General features: G+C 72.8%; 21 protein-coding genes and 1 pseudogene. 7 read left to right on the top strand and 15 right to left on the bottom strand.

Translation table 11 applies throughout. From position 1 onward, the window contains the following. Positions 1-7 precede the first annotated feature (7 nt). The gene (locus tag MID12_RS23540) at positions 8-1,318 is read left to right on the top strand and encodes an ammonium transporter (RefSeq protein WP_317633404.1); all 1,311 of its coding nucleotides are present in this window, start codon (positions 8-10) and stop codon (positions 1,316-1,318) included. After that, entirely contained in the window at positions 1,315-1,653 is a 339-nt protein-coding gene (locus tag MID12_RS23535) for a P-II family nitrogen regulator (RefSeq protein ID WP_040253748.1), read from the top strand. The genes MID12_RS23540 and MID12_RS23535 overlap by 4 nt, the downstream gene beginning before the upstream one ends. Before the next feature lie 71 nt (positions 1,654-1,724). On the opposite strand, the gene MID12_RS23530 is transcribed toward MID12_RS23535, so the two are convergent. The 7 genes and pseudogenes from MID12_RS23530 to MID12_RS23500 form a co-directional block, all read right to left on the bottom strand. Further along, complete coding sequence (locus MID12_RS23530; RefSeq protein ID WP_040253746.1) at positions 1,725-2,078, bottom strand: hypothetical protein; 354 nt, start codon at positions 2,076-2,078, stop codon at positions 1,725-1,727. A gap of 232 nt (positions 2,079-2,310) precedes the next feature. After that, positions 2,311-3,133, bottom strand: a pseudogene (locus MID12_RS23525) (SDR family oxidoreductase). A 156-nt stretch (positions 3,134-3,289) separates the two neighbouring features. Continuing rightward, positions 3,290-3,643: an MmcQ/YjbR family DNA-binding protein gene (locus MID12_RS23520; protein ID WP_263170549.1), complete on the bottom strand. Its 354-nt coding sequence runs from the start codon at positions 3,641-3,643 to the stop codon at positions 3,290-3,292. After that, positions 3,640-4,947 carry a hemolysin family protein gene (locus tag MID12_RS23515; protein WP_263170547.1) on the bottom strand — a complete coding sequence of 436 codons (1,308 nt, stop codon included), beginning with the start codon at positions 4,945-4,947 and terminating at the stop codon, positions 3,640-3,642. The genes MID12_RS23520 and MID12_RS23515 overlap by 4 nt, the downstream gene beginning before the upstream one ends. A 4-nt stretch (positions 4,948-4,951) precedes the next feature. Next, complete coding sequence (gene ybeY, locus MID12_RS23510) at positions 4,952-5,449, bottom strand: rRNA maturation RNase YbeY (protein ID WP_263170546.1); 498 nt, start codon at positions 5,447-5,449, stop codon at positions 4,952-4,954. Between the two features lie 11 nt (positions 5,450-5,460). Next, the gene (locus MID12_RS23505; protein WP_263170545.1) at positions 5,461-6,516 is read right to left on the bottom strand and encodes a PhoH family protein; all 1,056 of its coding nucleotides are present in this window, start codon (positions 6,514-6,516) and stop codon (positions 5,461-5,463) included. Positions 6,517-6,728: 212 nt separating this feature from the next. Beyond that, positions 6,729-7,847, bottom strand: a complete 1,119-nt coding sequence (locus MID12_RS23500; protein ID WP_040253731.1) for a carbohydrate kinase family protein — start codon at positions 7,845-7,847, stop codon at positions 6,729-6,731. Positions 7,848-7,936: 89 nt separating this feature from the next. On the opposite strand from MID12_RS23500, the gene MID12_RS23495 reads away from it, so the two are divergent. The 3 genes from MID12_RS23495 to MID12_RS23485 all read left to right on the top strand — a co-directional run bounded on the left by MID12_RS23495 (position 7,937) and on the right by MID12_RS23485 (position 13,823). Continuing rightward, on the top strand, positions 7,937-9,235 hold the full coding sequence (locus tag MID12_RS23495; RefSeq protein WP_263170544.1) for a 6-phospho-beta-glucosidase: 1,299 nt from the start codon (positions 7,937-7,939) through the stop codon (positions 9,233-9,235). A gap of 678 nt (positions 9,236-9,913) precedes the next feature. Beyond that, positions 9,914-11,239, top strand: coding sequence for an MFS transporter (locus MID12_RS23490; protein WP_263170542.1), 1,326 nt, complete (start codon positions 9,914-9,916; stop codon positions 11,237-11,239). A gap of 160 nt (positions 11,240-11,399) precedes the next feature. Further along, the gene (locus MID12_RS23485) at positions 11,400-13,823 is read left to right on the top strand and encodes a serine/threonine-protein kinase (RefSeq protein ID WP_263170541.1); all 2,424 of its coding nucleotides are present in this window, start codon (positions 11,400-11,402) and stop codon (positions 13,821-13,823) included. Between the two features lie 63 nt (positions 13,824-13,886). Here the strand turns inward: MID12_RS23485 and MID12_RS23480 are convergent, their stop codons facing one another. From MID12_RS23480 to hrcA, 8 genes are all read right to left on the bottom strand, one after another. Next, complete coding sequence (locus MID12_RS23480) at positions 13,887-14,792, bottom strand: ribonuclease Z (protein WP_263170539.1); 906 nt, start codon at positions 14,790-14,792, stop codon at positions 13,887-13,889. Between the two features lie 42 nt (positions 14,793-14,834). Further along, on the bottom strand, positions 14,835-15,194 hold the full coding sequence (locus tag MID12_RS23475) for a histidine triad nucleotide-binding protein (RefSeq protein WP_040253721.1): 360 nt from the start codon (positions 15,192-15,194) through the stop codon (positions 14,835-14,837). Positions 15,195-15,299: 105 nt separating this feature from the next. Further along, on the bottom strand, positions 15,300-18,545 hold the full coding sequence (locus MID12_RS23470) for a S41 family peptidase (protein WP_263170538.1): 3,246 nt from the start codon (positions 18,543-18,545) through the stop codon (positions 15,300-15,302). Positions 18,546-18,694: 149 nt separating this feature from the next. After that, a complete protein-coding gene (locus MID12_RS23465) occupies positions 18,695-19,087 on the bottom strand; it encodes a VOC family protein (RefSeq protein ID WP_040253716.1) in 393 nt (130 codons plus the stop codon). A gap of 23 nt (positions 19,088-19,110) precedes the next feature. Further along, complete coding sequence (locus MID12_RS23460) at positions 19,111-19,860, bottom strand: 16S rRNA (uracil(1498)-N(3))-methyltransferase (protein ID WP_040253713.1); 750 nt, start codon at positions 19,858-19,860, stop codon at positions 19,111-19,113. Further along, a complete protein-coding gene (locus MID12_RS23455; RefSeq protein WP_040258219.1) occupies positions 19,857-20,924 on the bottom strand; it encodes a nitronate monooxygenase in 1,068 nt (355 codons plus the stop codon). The genes MID12_RS23460 and MID12_RS23455 overlap by 4 nt, the downstream gene beginning before the upstream one ends. A 102-nt stretch (positions 20,925-21,026) precedes the next feature. Continuing rightward, the gene (gene dnaJ, locus MID12_RS23450; RefSeq protein WP_040253710.1) at positions 21,027-22,160 is read right to left on the bottom strand and encodes a molecular chaperone DnaJ; all 1,134 of its coding nucleotides are present in this window, start codon (positions 22,158-22,160) and stop codon (positions 21,027-21,029) included. Then, entirely contained in the window at positions 22,161-23,177 is a 1,017-nt protein-coding gene (hrcA, locus tag MID12_RS23445; protein ID WP_040258217.1) for a heat-inducible transcriptional repressor HrcA, read from the bottom strand. Between the two features lie 385 nt (positions 23,178-23,562). Here hrcA and MID12_RS23440 point away from each other — a divergent pair, with 385 nt between their 5' ends. Together MID12_RS23440 and MID12_RS23435 are read left to right on the top strand one after the other, a co-directional pair. Then, on the top strand, positions 23,563-24,315 hold the full coding sequence (locus MID12_RS23440) for an MBL fold metallo-hydrolase (protein WP_263170535.1): 753 nt from the start codon (positions 23,563-23,565) through the stop codon (positions 24,313-24,315). A 35-nt stretch (positions 24,316-24,350) separates the two neighbouring features. Beyond that, entirely contained in the window at positions 24,351-25,154 is an 804-nt protein-coding gene (locus MID12_RS23435; RefSeq protein ID WP_263170534.1) for a DUF3097 domain-containing protein, read from the top strand. Positions 25,155-25,157: the final 3 nt, after the last annotated feature.

Raw genomic sequence — 25,157 nt, 5'->3', positions numbered from 1 at the left:
ACCGACAGTGAAGACCGTGCACCTGGCCGCAGGCCTCGACAGCGGCGACACCGCCTGGTTGCTCGCGGCAACGGCGCTGGTCCTGCTGATGACCCCCGGGCTGGCCCTCTTCTACGGTGGGATGGTCCGTACCAAGAGCGTGCTCAACATGCTCCTGATGAGCTTCGTCTCGATCGCGCTCGTCACCGTGGTCTGGCTGCTCGCAGGCTATTCACTGGTCTTCGGCGACGATGCCTTCGGCGGCCTGATAGGTGATCTCGGCCACCTCGGCATGGCCGACATCGGACCGGACGACGTGTCCGGGACGGTGCCGACGATGCTGTTCAGCACCTTCCAGCTGACCTTCGCGATCATCACCGCGGCGCTGATCAGCGGGGCGGTGGCGGACCGGACGAAGTTCGCGGCCTGGCTGGTGTTCGTGCCGGTGTGGGCGCTGCTCGTATACGTTCCGGTGGCGCACCGGGTCTGGGGGCCGGGCGGCTGGATCTCGGGGCGCCTCGGTGCGCTCGACTTCGCGGGCGGCCTCGTCGTGGAGATCGCCTCGGGGGCTTCCGGACTGGCGCTCGCCCTGGTGCTCGGGCCGCGGATCGGCTTCCGGAAGGACGCCATGCGTCCCCACAACCTGCCCCTGGTCATGCTGGGCGCGGGACTTCTGTGGTTCGGGTGGCTCGGCTTCAACGGCGGTTCGGCGCTCGGGGCCAACGGCCTCGCGGCCGCCTCGCTGCTCAACACCCTCGTCGCCGGCTGCACCGGGCTGCTCGGCTGGCTCGCCGTCGAGCAGGTGCGGGACGGCCATCCGACCACCTTCGGTGCCGCCTCGGGTGCCGTGGCCGGACTGGTGGCGATCACCCCGGCCTGCGGGACGGTGGGCATCCTCGGCGGGGCCGTGGTGGGGCTCGCTGCGGGCGTGGTGTGCTCGTATGCCGTGGCCTGGAAGTTCCGCTTCGGGTACGACGATTCGCTGGACGTGGTGGGGGTGCACTTCGTCGGCGGGGTGGTGGGCACCCTGCTGATCGGGCTGTTCGCGACCGAGGCGATGACCGGCGGCGCGGAAGGGCTCTTCTACGGCGGCGGTCTGGGGCAGTTGGGCAGGCAGGCGGTGGCGGTCGTGGTGGTGGCCGCTTACACCTTCGGGGTGACCTTCCTCCTCGGCAAGGCGATCGACCGGCTGTTGGGCTTCCGGGCCTCCGCCGAGGAGGAGATGACCGGACTCGACCAGACCGTGCACGCGGAGACCGCCTACGATCACGGCGTGCTGGGCCACGGTGCCCCGCACAACTCCCCGGCGGTCACGAAGGACAGGAGCCCGTCCGCATGAAGCTCATCACGGCGATCGTCAAGCCCTTCCGCCTCGACGAGGTGAAGAGCGCCCTCCAGGAACTCGGCGTGCACGGAATGACCGTGACGGAGGCGAGCGGCTACGGACGCCAGGGCGGGCACACCGAGGTGTACCGGGGGGCGGAGTACAAGGTCGACCTGGTGCCGAAGGTCCGTATCGAGGTCGTGGTCGAGGACGCGGACACGGAGGCCTCGGTGGACGCGATCGTGCGCGCCGCGCAGACGGGACGCATCGGAGACGGCAAGGTCTGGGTGGTACCGGTCGACTCCGTGGTCCGGGTGCGCACGGGCGAACGCGGCCCGGACGCCCTCTGATCCGCCCGCCCTGTGATCTGCCCGCCGACTGATCTGTCCGCCGGGTCCCGGCCGGTGCCCCGCAGGACGGGTCAACCGGCGGTGACCACGTTCCTGACCTCGCCGTCGGTGCCGGCGACCAGCACGGGGGTGTCGGCACCGCCCAGGTCGCGTACCGCCGCGCGGTCGGCGTCCGCGGCGGCCGGGGCCTCGGTGACCACGGCTGCCGCCTCCAGCGAGGTGGCACCGGAGGCCACCGCCATGGCCACCGCCGTCTGCAGGGCGCTGAGTTGCAGGGAGTCCAGGGACACCGTCCCGGCGACATAGGTGCGGCCGGTCTCGTCGCGTACCGCAGCGCCCTCGGGCACGCCGTTGCGGGCTCTGGCCGAGCGGGCCAGGGTGACGATCTTGCGGTCCTCGGGGTCGAGCGCGGTGCTGTCGGTCATGTGCCGAAGCATACGAAGCCGCGGGAACGGCTCGCGCGGGGGCCAGCCGGTGAGGCGAATGCGCGTATCGCCGCCCTACGGAGCCAGTCCCCGTACCGACCCCCCTTGGGGCAAGGGGCTGCTGCCCGAGCACCAGGAGGGCGTAACGGGAGAGACGTACGAGCGCCGATGGAACACCCCTTGCCCCCTCGACGGGCCGTGAGAGGAGAGCGCACCCTACGAGCGCACGCCCCTACGAGCCGAGGAACTCCCGGGCGCCGCGCAGGCGGGTGCGCAGGTGGGACTGGGTGGCGCGGCTGTCGAGGCGGACGTCGAGGGCGCCGGGGAGCGCGGAGTCGGCGCGGCGGGCGGACGGGAGCCGGGACGGGTCGAGTCCCTCACGGCGGGCGAGGAGTACGCCGAGGTCGTAGCGGCTCACGGCATCTGCTCCGGCGAGGTGGAACATCCCGGACGCCTCGGACACCGTGAGTTCGCACAGGGCGGCGGCCAGGTCCGTGACGTGCACCGGGCAGCGGAAGTCGTCGGTGAACAGGGCACCCGACCGTGGATCGGCGGCCAGGGCACGGACCCGGCGCTCGTGTGCGGAGCGGCCGTGGCCGACGATCAACGAGGTGCGCGCGACGGCGGCGTCCGGGACGAGGAGCCGCACGGCGGTCTCGGCGGCTGCCTTCGCCGCGCCGTACGGGGTGACCGGATCGGGCAGGCAGCTCTCGTCGTAGTGGACCCGGGAGCCGGAGAAGACGGCGTCGCTGGAGACGTGGACCAGGCGGCACGGGTGTTGTGCCGCGGCCAGGGCCACCCGTACCGAACCGTCCGCGGTGACCGCCCAATCGGGCTTGCCCGCTCGTGACGTTGAGGACGGCGTCCGGAGCCACCTCGGCGAGCAGTGCGTCGAGACGGCCGGGGAGGCGGAGGTCGAGCCGGTGCCATGTGGCGCCGGGGATGTCGCGGGGTCGGGAGTGGTAGGTCGCGGAGGTCCGCCAGCCCGCGGCGAGGGCCTGGCCCACCAGTTCCGTTCCGAGGAAGCCGCTGCCGCCGATGATCAGGACTCTCATGGGTCCTAACCGTAGGCCGACCGTCAGGGCCGGTCGGCGAGGCTCCTCAGGGGGAAGCGGCCAGGCCGGTCAGGGCCGGTCGACCCGACCCCCTCAAGGGGAACGAACCAGTCAGGGCGGTCGGCCAGGCTCCCCAGGGGGAAGCAGCTCGGCCCGTCAAGGCCGATCGAGTCGGAGCCGCTCCGCGCGTGGCAGTTTGGCCACCACCAAGTCGTAGGAGTCCTCGATGAGTTCGCGGAGCTGGCGGTCGGGGAGCGGGCCGACCGTCACCGTGTTCCAGTGCCGCTTGTTGAGGTGGTAGCCGGGGACGATCTCGGGGTGGCGCTCGCGCAGCCGTACGGCCTCTTCCGGATCGCACTTCAGGGAGATGGTCAGCGGCTCCGCGTCCAGGGCGCTGAGCGCGAAGACCTTGCCGAGCACCTTGAAGACCGAGGTCTCCGGGTTGAAGGGGAACTCCTCGGCCACCGCGTTGAAGGAGAGGCAGAAGGCGCGCAGTTCGGCGGGGGTCATGTGCTGGACTCCTCGGTCGCGGGGACCGTCTCGACGGCGACCGGCTCCACCAGTACGGTCACGATCTTGTTCCGGCGCCCGGCCGCCGCCTCCGCGGTCAGCCGCAGGGCCCGGCCGTCGGGCAGGTCGACCACCGCGCTCGCCCCGGCGATCGGCACCCGGCCGAGGGCCTTGGCGAGGAGGCCGCCGACGGTCTCGACGTCCTCGTCGTCGTAGGCCTCCAGGCCGTACAGCTCGCCGAGGTCGCCGATGTCGAGGCGGGCGGTGACCCGGTGGCGGTCCTCGCCCAGCTCCTCCACGGGCGGCAGTTCGCGGTCGTACTCGTCGGTGATCTCGCCGACGATCTCCTCCAGGATGTCCTCGATGGTGACGATGCCCGCGGTGCCGCCGTACTCGTCGATGACGACGGCGACGTGGTTCCGCTCCTGCTGCATCTCGCGCAGGAGGTCGCCCGCGTTCTTGGTGTCGGGGACGAAGGAGGCCGAACGCATCGCGGTGGAGACCAGCTCGGACTCGGCCTCCCGGTTGATGTGGGTCCGGCGGGCCAGGTCCTTGAGGTAGACGACGCCGACGATGTCGTCCTCGCTCTCGCCGGTCACCGGCATCCGCGAGAAGCCGGAGCGCAGGGCGAGGGTGAGCGCCTGGCGGATGGTGCGGTAGCGCTCGACGACGACGAGGTCGGTGCGCGGCACCATCACCTCGCGGACCAGGGTGTCCCCCAGCTCGAAGACGGAGTGCACCATCCGGCGCTCCTCGTCCTCGATCAGGGACTCCTTCTCCGCGAGGTCGACCAGGGCGCGCAGCTCCGCCTCGGAAGCGAACGGGCCCCGCCGGAAGCCCTTTCCGGGGGTCAGGGCGTTGCCGATGAGGATCAGCAGGGGCGGGATGGGACCCATGATCCGGGCCAGCGGCAGCAGGATGTACGCCGCCGCGGTGGCCGTGTTCAGCGGGTGCTGGCGGCCGATGGTGCGCGGGGAGACGCCGACGGCGACATAGCTGACGAGCACCATGACCCCGATGGCGAGCAGCAGCGCCTGCCAGGTCTTGTCGAACTCCTCCAGGCAGGCGTACGTGACGAGCGCCGCGGCGGCCATCTCACAGGCCACCCGGACGAGGAGGGCGACGTTGAGGTAGCGGGTGGGGTCGGCGGCGACCTGGGCGAGCTTGGCGCTGCCCCGCCGCCCGCCGCGGGCCGCCTCCTCCGCGCGGAAGCTGGAGATGCGGGCGAGTCCGGCCTCGGCGCAGGCGGCGAGCCAGGCGACGACGACCAGGAGGATCGCGCCGAAGATCAGCTGGGTGTTCATGGCCTCAGGAGACGGTCGGGGCGGGCGAGGGACCGGTCAGGCCCCGGTCGGCCCGCCAGCCGTCGACGATGGCCGCCTGCAGGGAGAACATCTCCGCCTTCTCGTCGGGGACTTCGTGGTCGTAGCCCAGCAGGTGCAGCACCCCGTGGACGGTCAGGAGCTGGAGCTCCTCGTCCATGGAGTGCTGCGTCGGGGCCTCCTCGCCCTGCCGGGCGGCGACCTCCGGGCAGAGCACGATGTCGCCGAGGAGTCCCTGCGGGGGCTCGTCCTCGTCCCTGGCGGGCGGGCGCAGCTCGTCCATCGGGAAGGACATGACATCGGTGGGCCCCGGCAGGTCCATCCACTGCAGGTGCAGCTGCTCCATCGCCTCGGCGTCGACCACGATGACCGACAGCTCGGACAGCGGGTGGATGCGCATCCTCGCGAGGGCGTAGCGGGCGATGTCGAGCACCGCCTGTTCGTCCACCTCGGTACCGGACTCGTTGTTGACGTCGATCGACATTGCCGCCTGGTCTACTTCCCGTCGCGCCGGGTGTGCGTGCCGCCCGGCGAGCTCGTCTCGCTGTCGTACTTCTCGTACGCGTCGACGATACGGCCCACCAGGCGGTGCCGGACGACGTCGTGCGAGGTGAGGCGGGAGAAGTGGACGTCGTCGACGCCTTCGAGGATGTCCTGGACCTGGCGCAGGCCGCTCTTGGTGCCGCTCGGCAGGTCGATCTGGGTGACGTCACCGGTGATGACGATCTTCGATTCGAAGCCGAGCCGGGTCAGGAACATCTTCATCTGCTCGGGGTTGGTGTTCTGGGCCTCGTCGAGAATGATGAAGGCGTCGTTGAGCGTGCGTCCGCGCATGTACGCCAGCGGGGCGACCTCGATGGTGCCCGCGGCCATCAGCCGGGGGATCGAGTCGGGGTCGAGCATGTCGTGCAGGGCGTCGTAGAGCGGGCGCAGATACGGGTCGATCTTCTCGTAGAGGGTGCCCGGCAGGAAGCCGAGGCGCTCGCCGGCCTCGACCGCGGGGCGGGTCAGGATGATGCGGTTGACCTGCTTGGACTGCAGGGCCTGCACCGCCTTGGCCATCGCCAGGTAGGTCTTGCCGGTGCCCGCGGGGCCGATGCCGAAGACGACGGTGTGCTTGTCGATGGCGTCGACGTACCGCTTCTGGTTGAGCGTCTTGGGGCGGATGGTGCGCCCGCGCGAGGAGAGGATGTTCTGGGTGAGCACCTCGGCGGGGGTCTCCTGGGCCTCGCCCGCCTCGCCGTTCTCGCTCGCCCTGAGCATGGCGATCGAGCGTTCCACCGCGTCCTCCGTCATCGGCTGCCCGGTGCGGAGCACCAGCATCATCTCGTCGAACAGGCGCTGCACCAGGGCGACTTCCTGGGCCTCGCCGACAGCGCTGATCTCATTGCCGCGGACGTGGATGTCCGTGGCGGGGAAGGAGTCCTCGATCACGCGCAGAAGGGAGTCCCCGGATCCGAGCACCGTGACCATGGGGTGCTTCGCGGGGACGGTGAACTGGGCTCGTGCCTGTCCCCGCGCGGGGTCGTGAGCTGTGGGTGACTGGGTCATGGGCCGGCTCTGTAGGCCTGCTCATCCTCCTCGGTGCCGGGCTCGCGCCCGCCTGACAAGGTCGTGTGCTGCTGTTCCCAGCCTACGACGGGCCACCGACAACACCGAGGGCTTTTCGCGCGCCCGCCCGTGAACCGGCCGGGTGTGCGAGGGCCCGCGCACGCTCCGTGGCCGATCCCCCGGTACGTCCGGCCGCCCACAGCCCGTACGCCTCAGTCGCCCGGCCGGAAGCCGATGGTGGGGACGGCCCGGCGCAGCGGCCAGGGCCGGGAGCTGCCGGTCGCGGCGGGCAGCAGCTCCTCCAGGAAGGCGTAGTGCTCCAGGACGCCCGGGTAGCGCGTGCCGCGCGAGCGCACATGGCGCCACCAGGCGGCGACCTCCGCCCAGCCCGGCGCCGAGAGCGAGCCGCCGAACTCCTGCACCGACAGGGCCGCGGTCAGCCCGGCGAAGGCGAGCCGGTCGGCGAGCGGCCAGCCCGCGAGGGTGCCGGTGACGAACCCGGCGACGAAGACGTCCCCGGCGCCGGTCGGGTCGAGCGCCTCCACCGCGAGGGCCGGCACCCGGGCGGTCTCCCCGGTGCCCGCGTCCACCGCGTAGGCGCCCTCCGCGCCGAGGGTGACCACGGCGAGCGGGACGCGTTCGGCGAGCAGGTGGGCGGCGGCCTCCGGGGAGTCGGCGCGGGTGTAGCGCACCGCCTCCTCGGCGTTGGGCAGGAAGGCCTCGCAGTGCTCCAGGTCGGTGAGCGCGTCCAAGTCCCAGCGCCCGGAGTCGTCCCAGCCGACGTCCGCGAAGACCCGGGTGCCGTGCCGGGCCGCCTCCGCGATCCAGGGGGCGGGGGCGCCGTCCGCGAGCGCGGCGACGGCGGCCCTGGCACGGGGCGGGCAGCGCGGGGCGGGTTCCTCGGGCGGGGGCTCGTGGCCGTGCGAGACCATGGTGCGCTCGCCCTCGTAGGCCATGGAGACGGTGACCGGCGAGTGCCAGCCGCGCACCCGCCGGGAGGGGCCGAGGTCGATCCGCTCGCCCTGGGCGAGGGCGTCCCAGCAGTATTCGCCGTAGTGGTCGTCGCCGAAGGCCGCGGCGAGGGTGGTGCGCAGGCCGAGCCGGGCGAGCGCGGTCGCCATGTTGGCCACGCCGCCGGGGCTGGAGCCCATGCCGCCCGCCCAGGACTCGGTGCCCCGCACGGGGGCGCTGGCCAGGCCGGTGAAGATGATGTCCAGGAAGACGGTGCCGGTCAGATAGACGTCGCAGGGCGGGTCCTGGGGCGTCCGCAGACCGGCGAGCGGATCAAGACCGCCCGGTGCGGGCGGCCGGCCCTTGTCCTGCGTCGTCACGGTGTGCTCCCCCTGATGGTCCGGGTCCGCACAGTGTGCCTGATGGGCGGCGTGGGCCGTCCGGCACGGGCCCGGGTATCTTCCGCGGCATGAGGCTCACGATTCTCGGCGGCGGCGGTTTCCGCGTCCCTCTGGTCTACCGGGCGCTGGCGGGCAGCGAGGTGTCCGGGGTGACCCTGTACGACACCGACCCCGGGCGGATCGCGGTGATCCGCTCGGTCCTCGGGCAGCTGCCCGCCGGGCCGCCGGTGCGGGTGGCCGGGGACCTCGACGAGGCGGTGCGCGGCGCCGACTTCGTCTTCTCCGCGATGCGGGTGGGCGGCACCGCGGGCCGGGTGCACGACGAAGCGGTGCCGCTGGCCGAGGGCGTCCTCGGGCAGGAGACGGTGGGCGCGGGCGGCATCCTGTACGGGCTGCGCACCATCCCGGTCGCACTGCGGGTCGCCGAGCGGGTGGCCGCGCTCGCGCCGGGGGCCTGGGTCATCAACTTCACCAACCCGGCGGGCATGGTCACCCAGGCGATGGCCTCGGTGCTCGGTCCGCGCGTGATCGGCATCTGCGATTCGCCGGTGGGCCTGGTCCGGCGGGCGGCACGGGCCGCGGGCGCCGACCCGGACACGGTGGCGTACGACTACGTGGGCCTCAACCACCTGGGCTGGCTGCGCTCGCTGCGGGACGCGGCGGGGCGCGAGCTGCTGCCCGGTCTGCTCGCGGACTCCGCGGCCCTCGGCTCCTTCGAGGAGGGCCGCCTGTTCGGCGCCGAGTGGCTGCGCGCGCTGGGCTCGCTGCCCAACGAGTACCTGCACTACTACTACTTCCGGCGCGAGACGCTGGCCGCGGTGCGCGCGGCCGGGGAGACCCGCGGCGCCTTCCTGGAGCGCCAGCAGGGCGAGTTCTTCGACCGGGCCGCGCGCGAGCCGGACCGCGCCCACGCCCTGTGGGAGGCGACCCGGCGCGGCCGCGAGGAGACCTATCTCGCCGAGAGCCGGGCCGCGAGCGGCGGCTGGCAGCGCGACAGCTGCGACCTGGACGGCGGCGGCTACGACCAGGTGGCGCTGGCGCTGATGCGGGCCATCGCCCAGGACCGCGGGACCCGGCTGATCCTCAATGTGCGCAACGGCGCCACGGTGCCCGCGCTCGACCCGGAGGCGATCATCGAGACGGTCTGCGAGGTGGGCGCGGACGGGGCGCGCCCGCTGCCCTCGGCCGCGCTCGGCCCGGCCGAACTCGGGCTGATGCTCCAGCTCAAGGCGGTGGAGACGGCGGCGGTGGAGGCCGCCCTCTTCAAGGACCGCGAGGCGGCGCTGCGTGCCCTCGCGCTGCATCCGCTGGTGGACTCCCCGGCGGTGGCGGCACGCATCCTGGAACGCGCGGCAGAGCGCCCCTGAGCTGCGCTTTCCCATCGATCCGGGCCGGGTTCACGGCTCCCGGCAGGCGACCGGGGCGCGCTGCGCGGAGCGGGGCGCGTGTCCGGACGCCAGGCGCATATGCCGCCGCGGGGCGTGCGCGGCGGCGCACGGCGGGAGCACCGCGCCGGTCAGCAGGCGGCGACCTGCACGGACTCCGCCGTACGGAGCGGGCCGCCCGGCCGCGTCGAACCTCGGGGCCGGCCACCCCTGCCCCCATACGGACCGCGACCATCTGGCCGAGCAATGCCACCGTCGCGATCCCCGGCGGACGGCGTCCCGGCTGCGGCGGACCACTCCGCCGAGTCACGCACATATACCCTTTGAACTGGGAAAACTCCCCGCTCTCACCCATTCCCGCAGCCGCGGAATCCCGCATTTCCGGGCCGCAAACCTGATGTGACGCAGATCACACAGCAGCGAGCGTCTCGCCACTCTGCGTGATTGATAGAACTTTGGCCCGCGGTCCCGTCAGCCGACGCCACCGCACCCCATCCCCCACCCCCCACTCCGCGTCCTCCGCTCCACGTCACACCCCTCGCTCCACGTCACACCCCCGCTTCACGCTCGACCCTCTCCGCGCCGTCGCGCGCCCTTCGCGCCTCCCCGCGCCCCTCCACACCCCGCCCCGCCCTCCATCCGCACGCCCAGGGAACGCCCGTGTCCTCCCGCCGCACCACCTGGCCCCTCATCGCCCTCTTCGCCTCCGGCTACCTCGCCTCGTATCTGCTGCCCAGCATCGTCAGCAGACTGATCGACGGCCTCGGCCTCGCGCCGACCCAGGCCGGGCTCATCGGCAGCGCGCTGCTGCTCAGCTCCGCGAGCGCCGGTTTCGCGCTGGCCTCGCGCATCGAGCGCCTCGGCCCGGCCCGGCTGGCCCGCGCGGGACTGCTGCTGTGCGCGGGCGGATACGGTGCCGCCGCCCTGAGCCAGGGGCTGCCGCTGGTGATCGCCGGGTCGATGGCGGGCGGCCTCGGCTCGGGCACCGCCATCACGGTGGCCGCCTCCCGGATCGCCGGGCTCGGGGACCCGCACCGCGCCTCCACCACCGGGCTGCTCTGCGTCTCCGCGCTGGCCGGGGGCGTCTTCCTGACCATCCCCTACCTGGGCGGCGGGCACGGCCTGCCCTTCGGCGCCCTCGCGGTGAGCGCCCTGCTCACCCTGCCCGTCACGGGACGGCTCGGCGGCCCGGCACCGGCCGCGGACAGCGCACCGGCGGCCGCGGGCCCGCTGCCCTACCGCCGCTCGGGCATGGTCCTCGCCGGGGCGATGCTCTGCTGGTCGATGGCCCAGAACTCGCTCTGGGGCGTGAGCGGGCGGATCGGGCTCGACCAGGCGGGCATGAGCGAGGTCGCCGTGGGTGCCGTCTTCGCGGCGGCCCTCGGCGCCGGTCTGCTCGGCGTCCTCGGCGCGGGCGCGCTCGGCACCCGCCTCGGCCGGGCGCTGCCGATGGGCGCGGGCACCGCACTGATCGGCTGCTGCATAGTGGTCACCGCCTGCTCGACCACCCCGGCGGCCTTCGCCTCGGGCCAGATCACCTGGAACGTCCTCTACCCGGCCGTCCTCTCCTATCTGATCGGGGTGGCCGCCTCCCTGGACACCCGGGGCCGCTGGGCGGTCCTCGCCGGTTCGGCCTCCGCGCTCGGCACCGCCTTCGGCCCCGTGGTGGGCAGCGGGCTCTCCGCGCTCGCCGGGTACCGGGCCATGGGACTGCTGCTCTGCGCGGGCCTGTTCGTCCTCGCCGCCCCGATGACCGCCGTCACGCTGCACACCGCGGGCCGCCCCCTGCTGCCGGGCGCACGGCGCCGCCGCGCCACCCGGGCCGCGTACGCCGCCACCGCCACGGCGGCGGTCCCGGCCGGGCTCGCCGAGCGGGACATGGTGGAGATCCCGACCCCGGCCACCTGGCACGAACCGGGCCTGGGCGCCCTCGATCCCGCGGGCGACGAGTCGGGCACCGGCGAGGCGGTTCCGGCAGGGCGCTGAGCGGCAGCGGGCGGGCGCCCGTCGCCGTCGGGAGTGCCGCACAGATGAGGGAGCCCCTCACCAGTTGTGCACAAAAACGTAGATCTCGTGGTCATGCACTCCCGGATGCGCGACAATCTGCGCACATCTGGCTGTGCCACGGGAGTCCACAGGGGGGACGATGGCCGTCGACGAGCAGAGGATCGCCCGATTCCTCAACCGGAGCGAGCTGCGTACGAAGATCGCGAACGTGCTGCGCGGTGCCGGTTTCAAGATCGTGTGGGTGAACGAAGAGGCCGAGGGGAAACGCTGGTCCCTCTTCCTGAAACTTCCCCAGCGCCTGCGAGATCTTTTCGGAACCGCGCGAGAGGTCCTGGTGTGGGTGGTGGAATCCCCCGAGTTCCAGGCCAGAACCGTGACGCAGGCGGAGCGCATCATCAGCGAAGAACGGCCCCGGCTCTGCGAGGATTTCGCCATCGTCGTCACCCTGGACTCCGACACGATGCGCCATGTGTCGGAGACGGCCGAAACCCTGGACACCCTCTTCCTCGGCTTCGACGCGGAGACATTCTCCGCCTGCTCTCCGTACGGGCCGTCCGACTTCATCGAGGCCATGCAGCGCAGGCTCTATGTGCGGGATCTCTACGATCTGCCGTCCGCCGTCACCAGGGCCGAGGACTTCTTCGGCCGCCGCGGGATGGTCAGCGAGATCGCGACCAGTCTGCGGCGCGGGGGCCGGCATGTGGGACTGTTCGGCTTACGCAAGATCGGCAAGACGTCCATGCTCTACAAGCTGCGGTCCACCCTGCAGACGAACGGCGATTCCTATATCGGGCATGTGGACGTCGAGCGGATCGACGCCATCGAGCCCTCGGCGGAGAATCTCCTGTGGAGCCTCGGGGAGTCGATCTACGATTCCCATCGCCATATCCGCAACATCACCACGCTCCAGCTCTTCGGCAAGTACAAACTCTTCTCCTCGATCCCGGACAAGGGCGCGGTCTTCGAGCTGTTCGACCACGACATCAGGGAGATCATCGAGAAGACCCGCCGCTCGATCATCATGATGCTCGACGAGGTCGAGCTGCTCTCTCCGTCCACTCCCGGGTCCGAGTGGGGTTCTTCCTTCGTACGGATCTGGCGGCTGCTGCGCGGACTGGATCAGCAATTCCCCAACAGGCTGAGCTACTTCGTCACCGGGACCAATCCCAGCGCCTTCGAAGTGAGCAATATCGGAGGGCGCGAGAACCCGGTCTACAACTACTTCAAGGTGCAGTACCTGCGCCCGCTCGCCAAGGACGAGGTGGAGAACCTCCTCGTCACCCTCGGGAACAAGATGGGCCTCAAGTGGGAGAGCGCGGCGCTGGAACGGCTGGCCAGCGCGACCGGCGGGCACCCGGCCCTGGTCAGATCCCTGGCCTCGATCATCCACTCCGCCCGGCCCCCGGAGGGCGATGTCAAATTCAGTGTCACGCAGGCGGATGTCGTCTCCGCCATCGACAGATTCCTCGTGGAGAAGAGTTCGCTGCTCAGCCAGATCGTGGCGATTCTGGAGGAGCAGTACAAGGACGAGTACTACCTCCTGGAACTCCTGGCACGCGGCAGGATCGGAGAGTTCCGGGAGTGCGTGACGGCGTTCCCCAAGGACACCGCGCACCTGGTGGGTTACGGAATCTGCGTGAACCCCGAGAGCTGCACCAGTCTGGAGATCGAGATCCTGCAGACCTTCCTCCAGAAGCAGAAGGAGGGGAGAGCCGCCGAGTCGTCGAGCAGGCACCTGTCCCCCGGCGACCGGGTCGACGGCTACGAGGTCATCTCCTCCATAGGCGCCCCGGGCGGATTCGCGAAGGTCTACGAGGCCCGCACCTCCGCCGACGGCGAGCGGGTCGCGCTCAAGGTCTTCGACAACGGCCTGCTCAGCGCCCTGCAGCGGGAGGTCGAGCCCCTCCAGGAGATCGACCACCCCAACGTCGTACGCGTCCTCGACCACGGGAAGAGCGACGACGGGGCCGTCTACATGGTGATGGAGTTGCTGAGCGGCAAGCCGCTGCGGCACTTCTGCACCAGGTCCACCCGGGCCAGCGAGGCGGAGTGCATAAAGTGGCTCGGCGACATCCTGTCGGCGATGCGGGAATTCCACCCGAACGATCTCCTCGTGGAACAGCTCCGGCGGCACACCGAGATCAGCGCCCATGACCTCATGCGTCTCGAAGAGGCGCGGCACGGATTCATCCACCGGGACATCAAGCCGGAGAATGTCATCATCTCGGAACGCGGTGCGGTGCTGATCGATTTCAATATCTCCGTGCGGGCCTCGGAGCAGATCCTCACGCGCAGCGCCACTCCGGGCTATCTTCCGCCGGACGGTCTGGGCATCGCCTGGGATGTCGACGTCGACCTCTATCAGCTCGGGGTCACCATGCTGCAGGCCGCACTCGGTTCCGAATACTTCGAGGGGGCGGCGGACGATCTGCGCCTGGCGGCCAAGGAGGAGTTGTCGGTCAACCTCGCGAAGATCCTGCTGCGTATGACGAATCCGGTACGCGAGAGCCGGTACGCCGGTGCCACTCAGGCGTGGATGGAGGTCAGCAGGCAGCCGCTGTGACCTGGCGCGGGCGCACGCCGGGAGGCACAGGTACGGCCGGGCGGGGCGGCGAGGCCCCGGTCTTCAGCGCCGCTTCGGCAGCGGCACCCTCATCAGGTCGGCGGCGACGGTGAGTTCGCCCGCGAAGCCCGCCCGGCGGGCCTCCGCGCCGAAGGCCTCCGGGTCCGGGTAGCGCTGGCTGAAGTGGGTGAGCACCAGATGGCGCACGCCCGCGTCCCGGGCCGCCCTCGCGGCCTGGGCGGCGGTCAGATGCCCGTATTCGGTGGCGAGTCGCTCGTCCTCCTCCAGGAAGGTCGACTCGATGACGAGCAGGTCGCAGCCCTCGGCGAGGACGGAGACGGCGGGGCACAGCCGGGTGTCCATGACGAAGGCGAAGCGCTGGCCGCGCCGGGGTTCGCTGACCTCGTCGAGGTGGACGCCGCGCAGGCTGCCCTCCCGCTGGAGCCGGCTGATGTCGGCGCCCCGGATGCCGCGTTCGGCGAGGGCGGCGGGCAGCATGCGGCGGCCGTCCGGTTCGACGAGGCGGTAGCCGTAGGCCTCGACCGGGTGCGAGAGGCGGTGCGCGTGCAGGGTGTACGCGCCGGTGGCGGCGAGCGGCCCGTCGGCGGCGACGGGGGCCTCGGTGAGCGCGACGGTCTCGCGGTAGGCGGTGGCGTGCCGCAGCCGGTCGAAGTAGCGCTGACCGCTCTGCGGGTAGTGGGCGGTGATCTCGTGCGGCACCCGGTCGAGGTTGATGCGCTGGATCACCCCGGCCAGGCCCAGCGAGTGGTCGCCGTGGAAGTGCGTGACGCACAGCCGGTTGAGGTCGTGCGCGGCGACCGAGGCGCGCAGCAGCTGCCGCTGGGTGCCCTCGCCGGGGTCGAAGAGCAGGCCCTCGCCGTCCCACAGCAGGACGTAGCCGTTGTGGTTGCGCTGCCGTGTCGGGACCTGGCTCGCGGTGCCGAGGACCACCAATTCACGTACGGACACGGGGAGTTCGATCCTTCTGCTGCGGACAGGGCCGGGGGTGTCTCAGCCGGGCGGCCACTGCAGTCCGCGCCCGGCCAGCACATGAGCGTGGGCGTGGAAGACGGTCTGGCCGGCGCCGGAGCCGGTGTTGAAGACGATGCGGTAGCCGCTGTCGGTGACCTTCTCGTCCTCGGCGACATTGCGGGCCTCGGTCAGCACGTCGGCGGCCGCCTGCGGGTCGGCGGCGGCGAGCGCGGCGGCGTCCGGGTAGTGGGCCCGCGGGATGACCAGGACGTGCGTCGGGGCCTGCGGGTTGATGTCGCGGAAGGCGACGGTGTTCTCGGTCTCGCGTACCACCGTCGCCGGGACCTCGCCCGCGACGATCTTGCAGAACAGGCAGTCGGCCTGCGGTTCGCCCGACATCCGGGTACTCCCTCACCCTCGGCTGATCGTTGCCCGGGAATCGTAGCCGCCGCCCGGGGCCGGTCCGCCCTCCGGGCGTGGCGGACCGGCTCCGGGGCCGCGCGTTCAGTCCAGCGGGGGCAGCGCGGGCGCGGTCTTCGCCGGGTTCTGCTCCAGGGCGGCGAGGGCGATCCGGACGGCCTCGTCGAGCTGCGGGTCCCGGCCCGCGACATGGTCCTGCGGCGCCATGACGACCTCGACGTCCGGGTCCACGCCGTAGTTCTCCACCTGCCAGCCCGAACCCTCCACCCAGAAGGCGTACTTGGGCTGGGTGACCAGGGTGCCGTCGACCAGGTGGTAGCGGCTGTCGATGCCGATGACGCCGCCCCAGGTGCGGGTGCCGACGACCGGGCCGATGCCGAGCGCCTTGATCGCCGCGTTGACGATGTCGCCGTCGGAGCCGGAGTGCTCGTTGGCGACGGCGACCACGGGCCCGCGCGGGGCGTCGGCGGGATAGCTCTGCGGGCGGCGGCCGCGCGGCAGGTCCCAGCCGACCACCCGGCGGGCGATCTTCTCGACCACCAGCTGCGAGGTGTGGCCGCCGCGGTTCTCCCGCACGTCGAGGATCAGCCCCTCGCGGGCCACCTCGACCCGCAGGTCCCGGTGGATCTGCGCCCAGCCCGGGGCCTGCATGTCCGGTACGTGGAGGTAGCCGAGCCGGCCGCCGGAGAGCTCGTGGACACGGGCGCGGCGGCCCGCGACCCAGTCGTGGTAGCGCAGCGGCTCCTCGTCGTCCAGCGGGACGACGACCGCGTGCCGGGGGTCGCCGCCGTCGGCGGGGCCGACCATCAGCTCGACCGGCTTGCCCGCGGTGCCCACCAGGAGCGGCCCGGGACCGGTGACCGGATCGACCGGGCGGCCCGCGACGGCGAGCAGCCGGTCGCCGGGGCGGACCGCGACGCCGGGCGCCGCGAGCGGGGCGTAGGCGCGGGGGTCGGAGGTCTCCGAGGGCAGGATGCGGTCGATGCGCCAACTGCCGTCCTCGTGGCGGGAGATGTCCGCGCCGAGCAGTCCCTGCCTGCGCTCGCCGCTGCCGCCGCCGAAGGGGCTGACGACGTAGGCGTGCGAGGTGCCGAACTCGCCGTTCACCTCGTAGAGCAGGTCGACCAGGTCGTCGTGGGTGGCGACCCGGTCCAGGACCGGGCGGTAGCGGTCCAGGACGGCGTCCAGGTCGAGGCCGCCGAGGTCGGGGCGCCAGAAGTGGTCGCGCATCAGCCGGGCCGCCTCCTCGTACATCTGCCGCCATTCGGCGGCCGGTTCGAGGGTCTGGCGGATACGGGAGAGGTCGACGGTGATGTGGGCGTCGCCGTCGTCCTCGTGCGGGGCGCGGCGGTCGCTGGGCACCACCTTCAGCTTGCCGTCGCTCCACAGCAGGATCCGCTTGCCGTCGCCGGAGACCGCGAAGCGGTCGACGTCCAGGGCGAGGTGCTCCACCCGCTGCTGGGCGAGGTCGTAGCGCTCCAGCTCGGTCTTGGGGTCCGGGTCCTCGGGGTTCGCGCGGGCGTTGCCGAGGACGCCGTGGACCGGGTGGTGCAGCCAGAGCAGTCCCTCGTGGGCCGCCTTCAGCGAGGAGTAGCGGGCCGCCTCGACGGGGAAGGGCACGATCCGGTCGGCGAGCCCGTCGAGGTCGATCCGGGTGACCGGGGAGCCCTCGCCCTCCGGGGTCTCCTCCTTGTCGGGCGCCTGGAAGGGGCGGCCGTGGCGCTGCGGCCCGAAGGGCGAGGGGGTCGCGGCGGAGAGCGTGATCAGATGCGGGCGGCTGCCGCCGACGAAGGCGAGGTCGAAGACGTGCTCGTCGTAGACCGGGTCGAAGGAGCGCGCCGAGAGGAAGGCGAGGTGCTTGCCGTCGTCGGTGAAGGCGGGCGAGTAGTCGCAGAAGCGCAGCGGGGTGGCCTCGGTGACCGACAGGTCGGCGGTGTTGGCGAGCTTCAGCTGCCGCAGCGGCTCGGGGCCGGGGTGCGACCAGGCGAGCCAGGCGGAGTCCGGGGAGAAGACGAGGCCGCTCGCCTCGCCGTCCTCGGTGCGGTCCACCTCGCGGACCTCGCCGCTCTCCCGCTCCACGAGGAGCACCCGGCCGTCGTGCGAGGCGACGGCGGCGCGGCTGCCGTCGGGCGCCACGGTCAGGGCGAGGACCCGGCCGAGCCTGCCCGCGGCGAGCCTGCGGGGCGTGGCGCCGGGGGCGGCACCGGTGGCGGGCGCGAACTCCAGGGCGTCCTCGCCCTCCGCGTCGGTCACCCAGACCACGTACTCCTCGCCCTCGGCGCGGAAGGCGCGCGGCAGCCGGGCGCGGACGCCGGGTTCGGCGGCGAGGGCGCGGGCCGGTCCCGAGCGGTGGGTGACCCAGTGCACCGCGCCGCGCACCGTGAGGGCGCTGCCGCGGCCGGTGTGGTCGGGCGCCCCGGCGCCGAACCAGGCGGCGGCGCTGACCGGACGGGGCTGCATGTCGGTGCGCTGGCCGCCGAGGCGGATGTCCAGGCGGCGCGGGGCGGCGCCGTCCAGGTCGTCCAGGAGCCAGAGTTCACCGGCGCTCGCGTAGACGACGCGGCTGCCGTCGGTGGCGGCGTGGCGGGCGTAGAAGCCGCCGCTGCCGTCCTCGGCCGGGCCGAGGGGGCTGTGGCGGCGCAGGTCCTCGCCGTCGGGCAGCGAGGAGTAGAGCGCGCCGGTGCCCTCGTGGTCGCTGAGGAAGGCGATCCGGGCCGGGCCTTCGGCGGGGACCGTCCACAGCGGGTACTCGATGTTGCCGTCGAGCCCCGCGTGCAGCCGGGCGAAGTCACCGGAGCCGTCCTCGGCGGCGATCCACAGCTTGCCCGCGGTGCCGCCCCGGTAGCGCTTCCAGTACGCGGCCTCCCGGCCCATCGGCACCGAGAGCAGCAGCGCCCGGCCCTCGGGCCCGAGCGCGAGGTCGCCGACCGGTCCGTAGGGCAGGGTCTCGGCGGGGCCGCCGTCGAGCGGGACAGCGTGGGCCCAGGAGCGCCGCAGGGAGGCCCGGCCGTGGGTGGTCACCGCGAGGACCCGGCCGTCCGGTGTCCAGCCCCGCACGCCGGTGCGCGCGCTGCCCCAGTAGGTGAGCCGCTTGGCGGGCCCGCCGTCGAGGGGCGCGGTGAAGATCTCCGGGGCGCCGTCCCGGGTGGAGGTCCAGGCGACCTGGGTGCCGTCGGGGGATATCCGCGGATGGTGCACGGGCATGTTGTCCGCGCTCACCCGCCAGGCGCGGCCGCCGTCGAGCGGGGCCGCCCAGACGTCGTCCTCGGCGGTGAACACGAGGAACTCGCCGTGCAGATGCGGGAAGCGGAGGTAAGCAGGCTGGGTCACACCAGCACCCTAAGCAGCACGAGCGGTACTTGGTGACCCTTTTCGATCACTTGGTCCGCCCCACCGGCGCACACCGGGGCGCACGGTGCAAAGGGGTCGCTCGGGGCGGCAGCCGCACCGCCGGGGCGGGCAGTGCGACCGCGGGAGGCCTATCCCTGGAGGAGCAGCCACTCCTGGAGTTCGACCAGGTTGCCCTCGGGGTCCTTGAGGTGGGCCACCCGCATCCGGTCGGTGAGCGGGGCCGGGCCCTGGAAGACGGCGGCGCCCCGGGCGGTGATCTGCTCGCAGTAGTCGTCGAGGTCGTCGACCCGCAGCACGACCAGCGAGCGGTGGCCGTTGACCGACTCCCCCAGCTCCCCGATGATCTCGGCCATCGCCGTACGGTCCTGGAGCGCGATGCCCGCGGAGCCGGTCGCCGGGGAGAACTTCTCGTACGGGCCCTGCGGTGCGCCGGACTGCGGCTTGAGGCCGAGCACCTCCGCGTAGAAGCGGTAGCAGGCGGGGAAGTCGGTGACGAGCAGCCTGACCTGCGCGAGTTCCAAGGGGGTCTCCTTCGGGGTGCGGCTCAGGACCAGCGGCCGGTGCGGCCGAGCAGCAGTGCGGCCGCCGCCGTACCGGCGGTCGATGTACGCAGCACGCTACGCCCGAGCCGGTACGGTTCGGCGCCGGCCTCGGCGAAGAGGGCGAGTTCCTCCGGGCTGATACCGCCCTCGGGGCCCACCACGAGGACGATCCCGCCGCCGGTGGGCAGTTCGGCGGTGGCCAGGGCCCGGCTCGCCACCGCCGCGTCCTCGTGCAGCACGGCGGCGAGGTCGGCACCGGCGAGCAGGCCCGCGACCTGACGGGTGGTCATCGCCTCGGCGACCTCGGGGAAGCGGACCCGGCGGGACTGCTTCCCTGCCTCGCGCGCGGTGGCGCGCCACTTCCCGAGCGCCTTGAGGCCCCGCTCGCCCTTCCACTGGGTGATGCAGCGGGAGGCGGCCCAGGGCACGATCGCGTCCACCCCGGTCTCGGTCATCGTCTCGACGGCCAGCTCGCCCCGGTCGCCCTTGGGCAGCGCCTGCACCACGGTCAGCCGCGGGCTCTCGGGCTCCTCCTGCCGCACCGGGCCCCGGCGCACGGTGAGCCGGTCCTTGCCCTCGGCGGCGAGCACCTCGCACTCGGCCCAGCGGCCGAGGCCGTCGGTGAGCACGAGCGGCTCGCCCGCGCGCAGCCGCTTCACGGAGACGGCGTGCCGCCCCTCCGGCCCGGTGAGCAGCAGGCGGCCCTCGTCGTCGGCGGTGAAGTCCTCGGTGAGGAAGACGGCGGCGGTCATGCCCCGGCCGCCAAGTCCTGCCGGGCGGCGGCGAGTTCGCCGACGAGCACCTCGACGAGTTCGGCCGCGGGCAGCGGCCGGGCCAGCCGGTGGCCCTGGCCCGCCCACAGCGCCATGCCCTGCGGGTCCTGCGCCTTGGCGGCGGCCCGGCGCAGCGGCGAGGTCAGGTAGTGCACCTGCGGATAGGCGGCGGGCGCGTACGGGCCGTGCTCGCGCAGGAAGCGGTTGACCAGGCCCCTGGCCGGGCGGCCGGAGAAGGCGCGGGTCAGCTCGGTGCGCGGGAACAGCGGGTCGGTCAGGGCGTCCTTGTGGAGCTGCGGCGCCCCCGACTCGGGGGTGGCGAGGAAGGCCGTGCCGAGCTGCGCGCTCTGCGCTCCGGCCGCGAGGACCCCGGCGATCTGCGCCCCGCGCATCAGTCCGCCCGCGGCCACCAGCGGCAGCCGGACCGCCTCGCGGACCTGGGCGATCAGGGCGAGCAGTCCGGTGCCGGTGTGGTCCAGCTCCGGGTCGTCGCGGTGGGTGCCCTGGTGGCCGCCCGCCTCGACGCCCTGCACGCACACCGCGTCGGCGCCGCTGGCCTCGGCCGCGCGGGCCTCCTCGGCGGTGGTGACGGTCACCAGGGTGCGGGTGCCGACGCGGGCGAAGGACTCCACGACCTCGGCGGTGGGGCAGCCGAAGGTGAAGGAGACCAGCGGCACCGGGTCGTCGAGGAGGATGGCGAGCTTGGCCTCGTAGCCGTCGTCGGTCTTGGCGTCCGGGTCGCCGAGCGGGGTCTCGTACCAGGCGGACTCGCCCCAGAGCTGGTTGCGGTAGACGCCGACCGCCGCCATGTCGGTCAGCGGCCGCTGCGGCATGAAGAGGTTGACGCCGAAGAAGCGGCCGGTCAGCGAGCGGAGCTGTTTGATCTCCTCGTACATGCCGTCCGCGGTCTTGTATCCGGCGGCGAGGAAACCGAGGCCGCCGGCCTCGCTGACCGCGGCGGCGAGCCGCGGCGGCGAACCGCCTCCGGCCATGGGCGCCTGCACGATCGGGTACGCAGAAAGATCGCTCAGAGCCAAGGACATGGAACGCATGGTGCCATGTTCCTGCTACCGGTCAGAAACCAGTGCCGGGGTGCGCGCGGGGTCCACCGGCACGCCGCGCGGGGCGGGCCGGTGGACCGCGGCTCAGCGTCCGTTGAAGGCGTCCTTCAGGCGGGAGAAAAGGCCCTGCTGGCCGGGCTGGAACTGGCCCGTGGGGCGCTCCTCGCCGCGCAGCTTGGCCAGTTCGCGCAGCAGGCGCTCCTGCTCCGGGTCGAGCTTGCCGGGGGTGGTGACCTCGACGTGCACGATCAGGTCGCCGCGGCCGCCGCCGCGCAGATGCGTGACGCCCCGGCCGTGCAGCGGGACCGACTGGCCGGACTGGGTGCCGGGCCGGATGTCGATGTCCTCCACTCCGTCCAGGGTCTCCAGGGGCACCTTGGTGCCGAGGGCCGCCGCGGTCATCGGGATGGTGACCGTGCAGTGCAGGTCGTCGCCGCGGCGCTGGAAGACCGAGTGCGGCAGTTCGTGGATCTCCACGTAGAGGTCGCCCGCGGGGCCGCCGCCGGGGCCGACCTCGCCCTCGCCCGCGAGCTGGATGCGGGTGCCGTTGTCCACACCGGCCGGGATCTTCACCGTCAGGGTGCGCCGGGAGCGGATCCGGCCGTCGCCCGCGCACTCGGGGCAGGGGGTGGGGACCACGGTGCCGAAGCCCTGGCACTGCGGGCAGGGGCGCGAGGTCATGACCTGGCCCAGGAAGGACCGGGTGACCTGGGAGACCTCACCGCGGCCGCGGCACATGTCGCAGGTCTGCGCGCTGGTGCCGGGGGCCGCGCCCTCGCCGCTGCACGTGGTGCAGACGACGGCGGTGTCGACCTGGAGGTCCTTGGTGGTGCCGAAGGCGGCCTCGTCCAGCTCGACCTCCAGGCGGATCATGGCGTCCTGGCCGCGCCGGGTGCGCGAGCGGGGCCCGCGCTGGGAGGCGGTGCCGAAGAAGGCGTCCATGATGTCGGAGAAGTTGCCGAAGCCGCCGGCACCGAATCCGCCCGCGCCGCCGCCCGCCTGGGACAGCGGGTCGCCGCCGAGGTCGTAGACCTGCTTCTTCTGCGGGTCCGAGAGCACCTCGTAGGCGGCGTTGATCTCCTTGAACCGCTCCTGGGTCTTCGGATCCGGATTGACGTCCGGGTGCAGCTCGCGGGCGAGTCTGCGGAACGCCTTCTTGATCTCGTCCTGGGAAGCGTCGCGGCGCACGCCGAGTACGGCGTAGTAGTCCGTGGCCACTTACGACTCCGCCAGGATCTGTCCGACGTAACGTGCCACTGCGCGTACTGCTCCCATCGTTCCCGGATAGTCCATGCGGGTCGGTCCGACCACGCCGAGCTTGGCGACTGCCTCGCCGCCCGAACCGTAGCCGACCGAGACCACGGACGTGGAGTTGAGTCCCTCGTGGGCGTTCTCGTGCCCGATGCGTACGGTCATGCCCGAATCGGTCGCCTCACCGAGGAGTTTGAGGAGGACGACCTGCTCCTCCAGGGCTTCGAGGACCGGCCGGATGGTGAGAGGAAAGTCATGCCCGAAGCGGGTGAGATTGGCGGTGCCGCCGATCATCAGGCGTTCCTCGGTCTCCTCGACGAGGGTTTCGAGGAGGGTGGACAGCACGGTCGTGACCGTGCCCCGGTCCTCGTTCTCGAAGGCCTCCGGCAGGTCCTGGACGAGCTGCGGCACATCCGCGAAGCGCCGTCCGGCGACCCTGCTGTTGAGCCGGGCCCGCAGATCGGCGAGCGAGCTCTCGCCGAAGGGCGCCGGGCAGTCGATCATGCGCTGCTCGACCCGCCCGGTGTCCGTGATCAGGACCAGCATCAGCCGGGCCGGCGCCAGCGCCAGCAGCTCGACATGGCGCACCGTGGAGCGGGTCAGCGACGGGTACTGCACCACCGCGACCTGCCGGGTCAGCTGCGCGAGCAGCCGCACGGTGCGGCCCACGACGTCGTCGAGGTCGACGGCGCCGTCGAGGAAGTTCTGGATGGCGCGCCGCTCGGGCGGCGTCATCGGTTTCACCCCGGCGAGCTTGTCGACGAAGAGCCGGTAGCCCTTGTCGGTGGGGATCCGCCCGGCGCTGGTGTGCGGCTGCGCAATGAAGCCCTCGTCCTCCAGGGCGGCCATGTCGTTGCGCACGGTCGCCGGGGAGACCCCGAGGCTGTGCCGCTCGGTGAGCGCCTTGGAGCCGACGGGCTCCTCGGTGCCGACATAGTCCTGGACGATGGCGCGCAGCACTTCGAGCCTGCGTTCACTCAGCATCGCGTCCACCTCCAGTTCCCGGTCACGGCCCGCCCGACGCTCCCCTTGGCACTCCGGGCAGCAGAGTGCCAGACGCGGCCCAGTGTACGGCCGGTGGGTACGGCCACGGCAAGAGCGCTCGCAGGGTCCTGCCGCACCTTGGCCCGCTGTTCCTCCCCTTTACCGCCCCTTGCCGTCCTTTGCCGCCCTCGCCGCCCCTCGGCCGCTGCCGCCGCCGCGCGCGCTGCCTCGGTCTCCCGCGCGCCCCGGAAGAAGCGGATGGCTGTACTTTCGCATGCCGGGAGCGCTCTCCGGCGCGCCTGTGGAAAACCCGCCATCCCCCTGGAGGGAACGTGCCCGAGGGCAGGAGAACCGCCACCGGCGACGGTACGGAAGGTGCGCGCCGATGACGCCGGAGCGGCCCGCGCCGGATCGCGTACCGGACTGGGCGGCGCAGGGCTGGGAGGACCTCGGTGAGGGCTGCGGGAGGGTGCGGCTGCCCGGCTGGGACTGCACCGCGGGCCTGGTCACCGGAGGAGAGGCCGCCCTCATGGTCGACGCCGGGTCGGGGCTGCGGGAGGGCGCGGCGCTGCGGGCGGCGGCCCGGGAACTGCTCGGGCCGGGCCGCCGGGTCGGCCACCTCGCCCTGACCCACCCGCACTTCGACCACGTCCTCGGCGCCCCGGTCTTCTCCGGGGCCGAGGTGTACGCCGCGGTCGGCTTCGGCCGCGCCCTCGACCGCGGGCGGGAGGCGCTGTGCGCGGACGCGGTGCGGCACGGCGCGGACGCCTCCGCCGCGGCCGAGGCGAGCGAGCTGCTGCGGCCCCCGCACCACGAGGTCTCCGGCACCCGCGCCCTGGACCTCGGCGGCCGCCAGGTCCTCCTCGCCGATCTGGGCCCCGCGCACAGCCCGTACGACCTGGTGGTCCTCGTGCCCGGCCCGGTGCCGGTGGTGTTCTGCGGGGACCTGGTCGAGGAGTCCGGACAGCCGCAGGCGGGGCCCGACGCGGCGCCCGGGCGCTGGCCCGCCGCCCTGGACCGGCTGCTCGAACTCGGCGGGGAGGACGCCCGGTACGTACCGGGCCACGGGGCCGTGGTGGACGCCGCGTTCGTTCGCCGTCAGCGTGATCAACTGGCCGGATCCGTCGGCGTGTCGTGACCTGGCGTAGACCTGCTGTTCCTATCGTCAGCCGAATGCGCCCGTACTCGCCGGACCTGACTCCGCCCTGGAAGAAGAAGCAGCCCGCCCCGGAGGTGGCCGCGGAGCCGGGCCTCGTGGTGGAGGAGCCGGCGACCGGCTTCTGCGGGGCGGTGATCGGCTGCGAGGCGGGCACGGTCACCCTGGAGGACCGCTTCGGCAAGCACCGCGTCTTCCCGCTGGAGCCGCGCGGCTTCCTCCTGGAGGGGCGGGTCGTCACCCTGGTGCGCCCGTCCGCCGCTCCGGCCCGGTCCGGCCGTACGGCCTCCGGTTCGGTGGCAGTGCCCGGGGCGCGGGCGCGGGTGGCGCGCGCCGGGCGGATCTATGTGGAGGGCCGCCACGACGCCGAGCTGGTGGAGCGGGTCTGGGGCGACGACCTGCGGATCGAGGGCGTGGTCGTGGAGTACCTGGAGGGGATCGACGATCTGCCCTCCCTGGTCGCCGAGTTCGGCCCCGGCCCCGATGCCCGGCTCGGGGTGCTGGTCGACCATCTGGTGCCCGGCTCGAAGGAGTCGCGGATCGCCGCCGAGGTGACCAGTGCGCACGCGCTGGTGGTCGGCCACCCCTACATCGACGTCTGGGAGGCCGTGAAGCCCTCCTCGGTCGGCATCGCCGCCTGGCCGCGGGTCCCGCGCGGACAGGACTGGAAGACGGGCGTCTGCCGGGCGCTCGGCTGGCCCGAGAACACCGGCGCGGCCTGGCAGCGGATCCTCGACTCGGTACGCAGCTACCGGGACCTGGAGCCGCAACTCCTCGGCCGGGTCGAGGAGTTGATCGACTTCGTGACGGCGCCGCAGTAGGGC

The sequence above is a fragment of the Streptomyces sp. SCSIO ZS0520 genome (assembly GCF_025643355.1).
In the GTDB taxonomy this organism is placed as follows: domain Bacteria; phylum Actinomycetota; class Actinomycetes; order Streptomycetales; family Streptomycetaceae; genus Streptomyces; species Streptomyces physcomitrii.
This window is presented reverse-complemented; position numbering and strand designations above follow the sequence as displayed.

Coding starts and splice junctions, on each gene's coding strand:
- MID12_RS23505 (WP_263170545.1), bottom strand. CDS start 6,516: ATGACCCAGTCACCCACAGCTCACGACCCCGCGCGGGGACAGGCACGA.
- MID12_RS23530 (WP_040253746.1), bottom strand. CDS start 2,078: ATGACCGACAGCACCGCGCTCGACCCCGAGGACCGCAAGATCGTCACC.
- MID12_RS23485 (WP_263170541.1), top strand. CDS start 11,400: ATGGCCGTCGACGAGCAGAGGATCGCCCGATTCCTCAACCGGAGCGAG.
- hrcA (WP_040258217.1), bottom strand. CDS start 23,177: ATGCTGAGTGAACGCAGGCTCGAAGTGCTGCGCGCCATCGTCCAGGAC.
- MID12_RS23495 (WP_263170544.1), top strand. CDS start 7,937: ATGAGGCTCACGATTCTCGGCGGCGGCGGTTTCCGCGTCCCTCTGGTC.
- ybeY (WP_263170546.1), bottom strand. CDS start 5,449: ATGTCGATCGACGTCAACAACGAGTCCGGTACCGAGGTGGACGAACAG.
- MID12_RS23515 (WP_263170547.1), bottom strand. CDS start 4,947: ATGAACACCCAGCTGATCTTCGGCGCGATCCTCCTGGTCGTCGTCGCC.
- MID12_RS23460 (WP_040253713.1), bottom strand. CDS start 19,860: ATGACCGCCGCCGTCTTCCTCACCGAGGACTTCACCGCCGACGACGAG.
- MID12_RS23435 (WP_263170534.1), top strand. CDS start 24,351: ATGCGCCCGTACTCGCCGGACCTGACTCCGCCCTGGAAGAAGAAGCAG.
- MID12_RS23440 (WP_263170535.1), top strand. CDS start 23,563: ATGACGCCGGAGCGGCCCGCGCCGGATCGCGTACCGGACTGGGCGGCG.
- MID12_RS23520 (WP_263170549.1), bottom strand. CDS start 3,643: ATGACCCCCGCCGAACTGCGCGCCTTCTGCCTCTCCTTCAACGCGGTG.
- MID12_RS23535 (WP_040253748.1), top strand. CDS start 1,315: ATGAAGCTCATCACGGCGATCGTCAAGCCCTTCCGCCTCGACGAGGTG.
- MID12_RS23455 (WP_040258219.1), bottom strand. CDS start 20,924: ATGTCCTTGGCTCTGAGCGATCTTTCTGCGTACCCGATCGTGCAGGCG.
- MID12_RS23475 (WP_040253721.1), bottom strand. CDS start 15,194: ATGTCGGGCGAACCGCAGGCCGACTGCCTGTTCTGCAAGATCGTCGCG.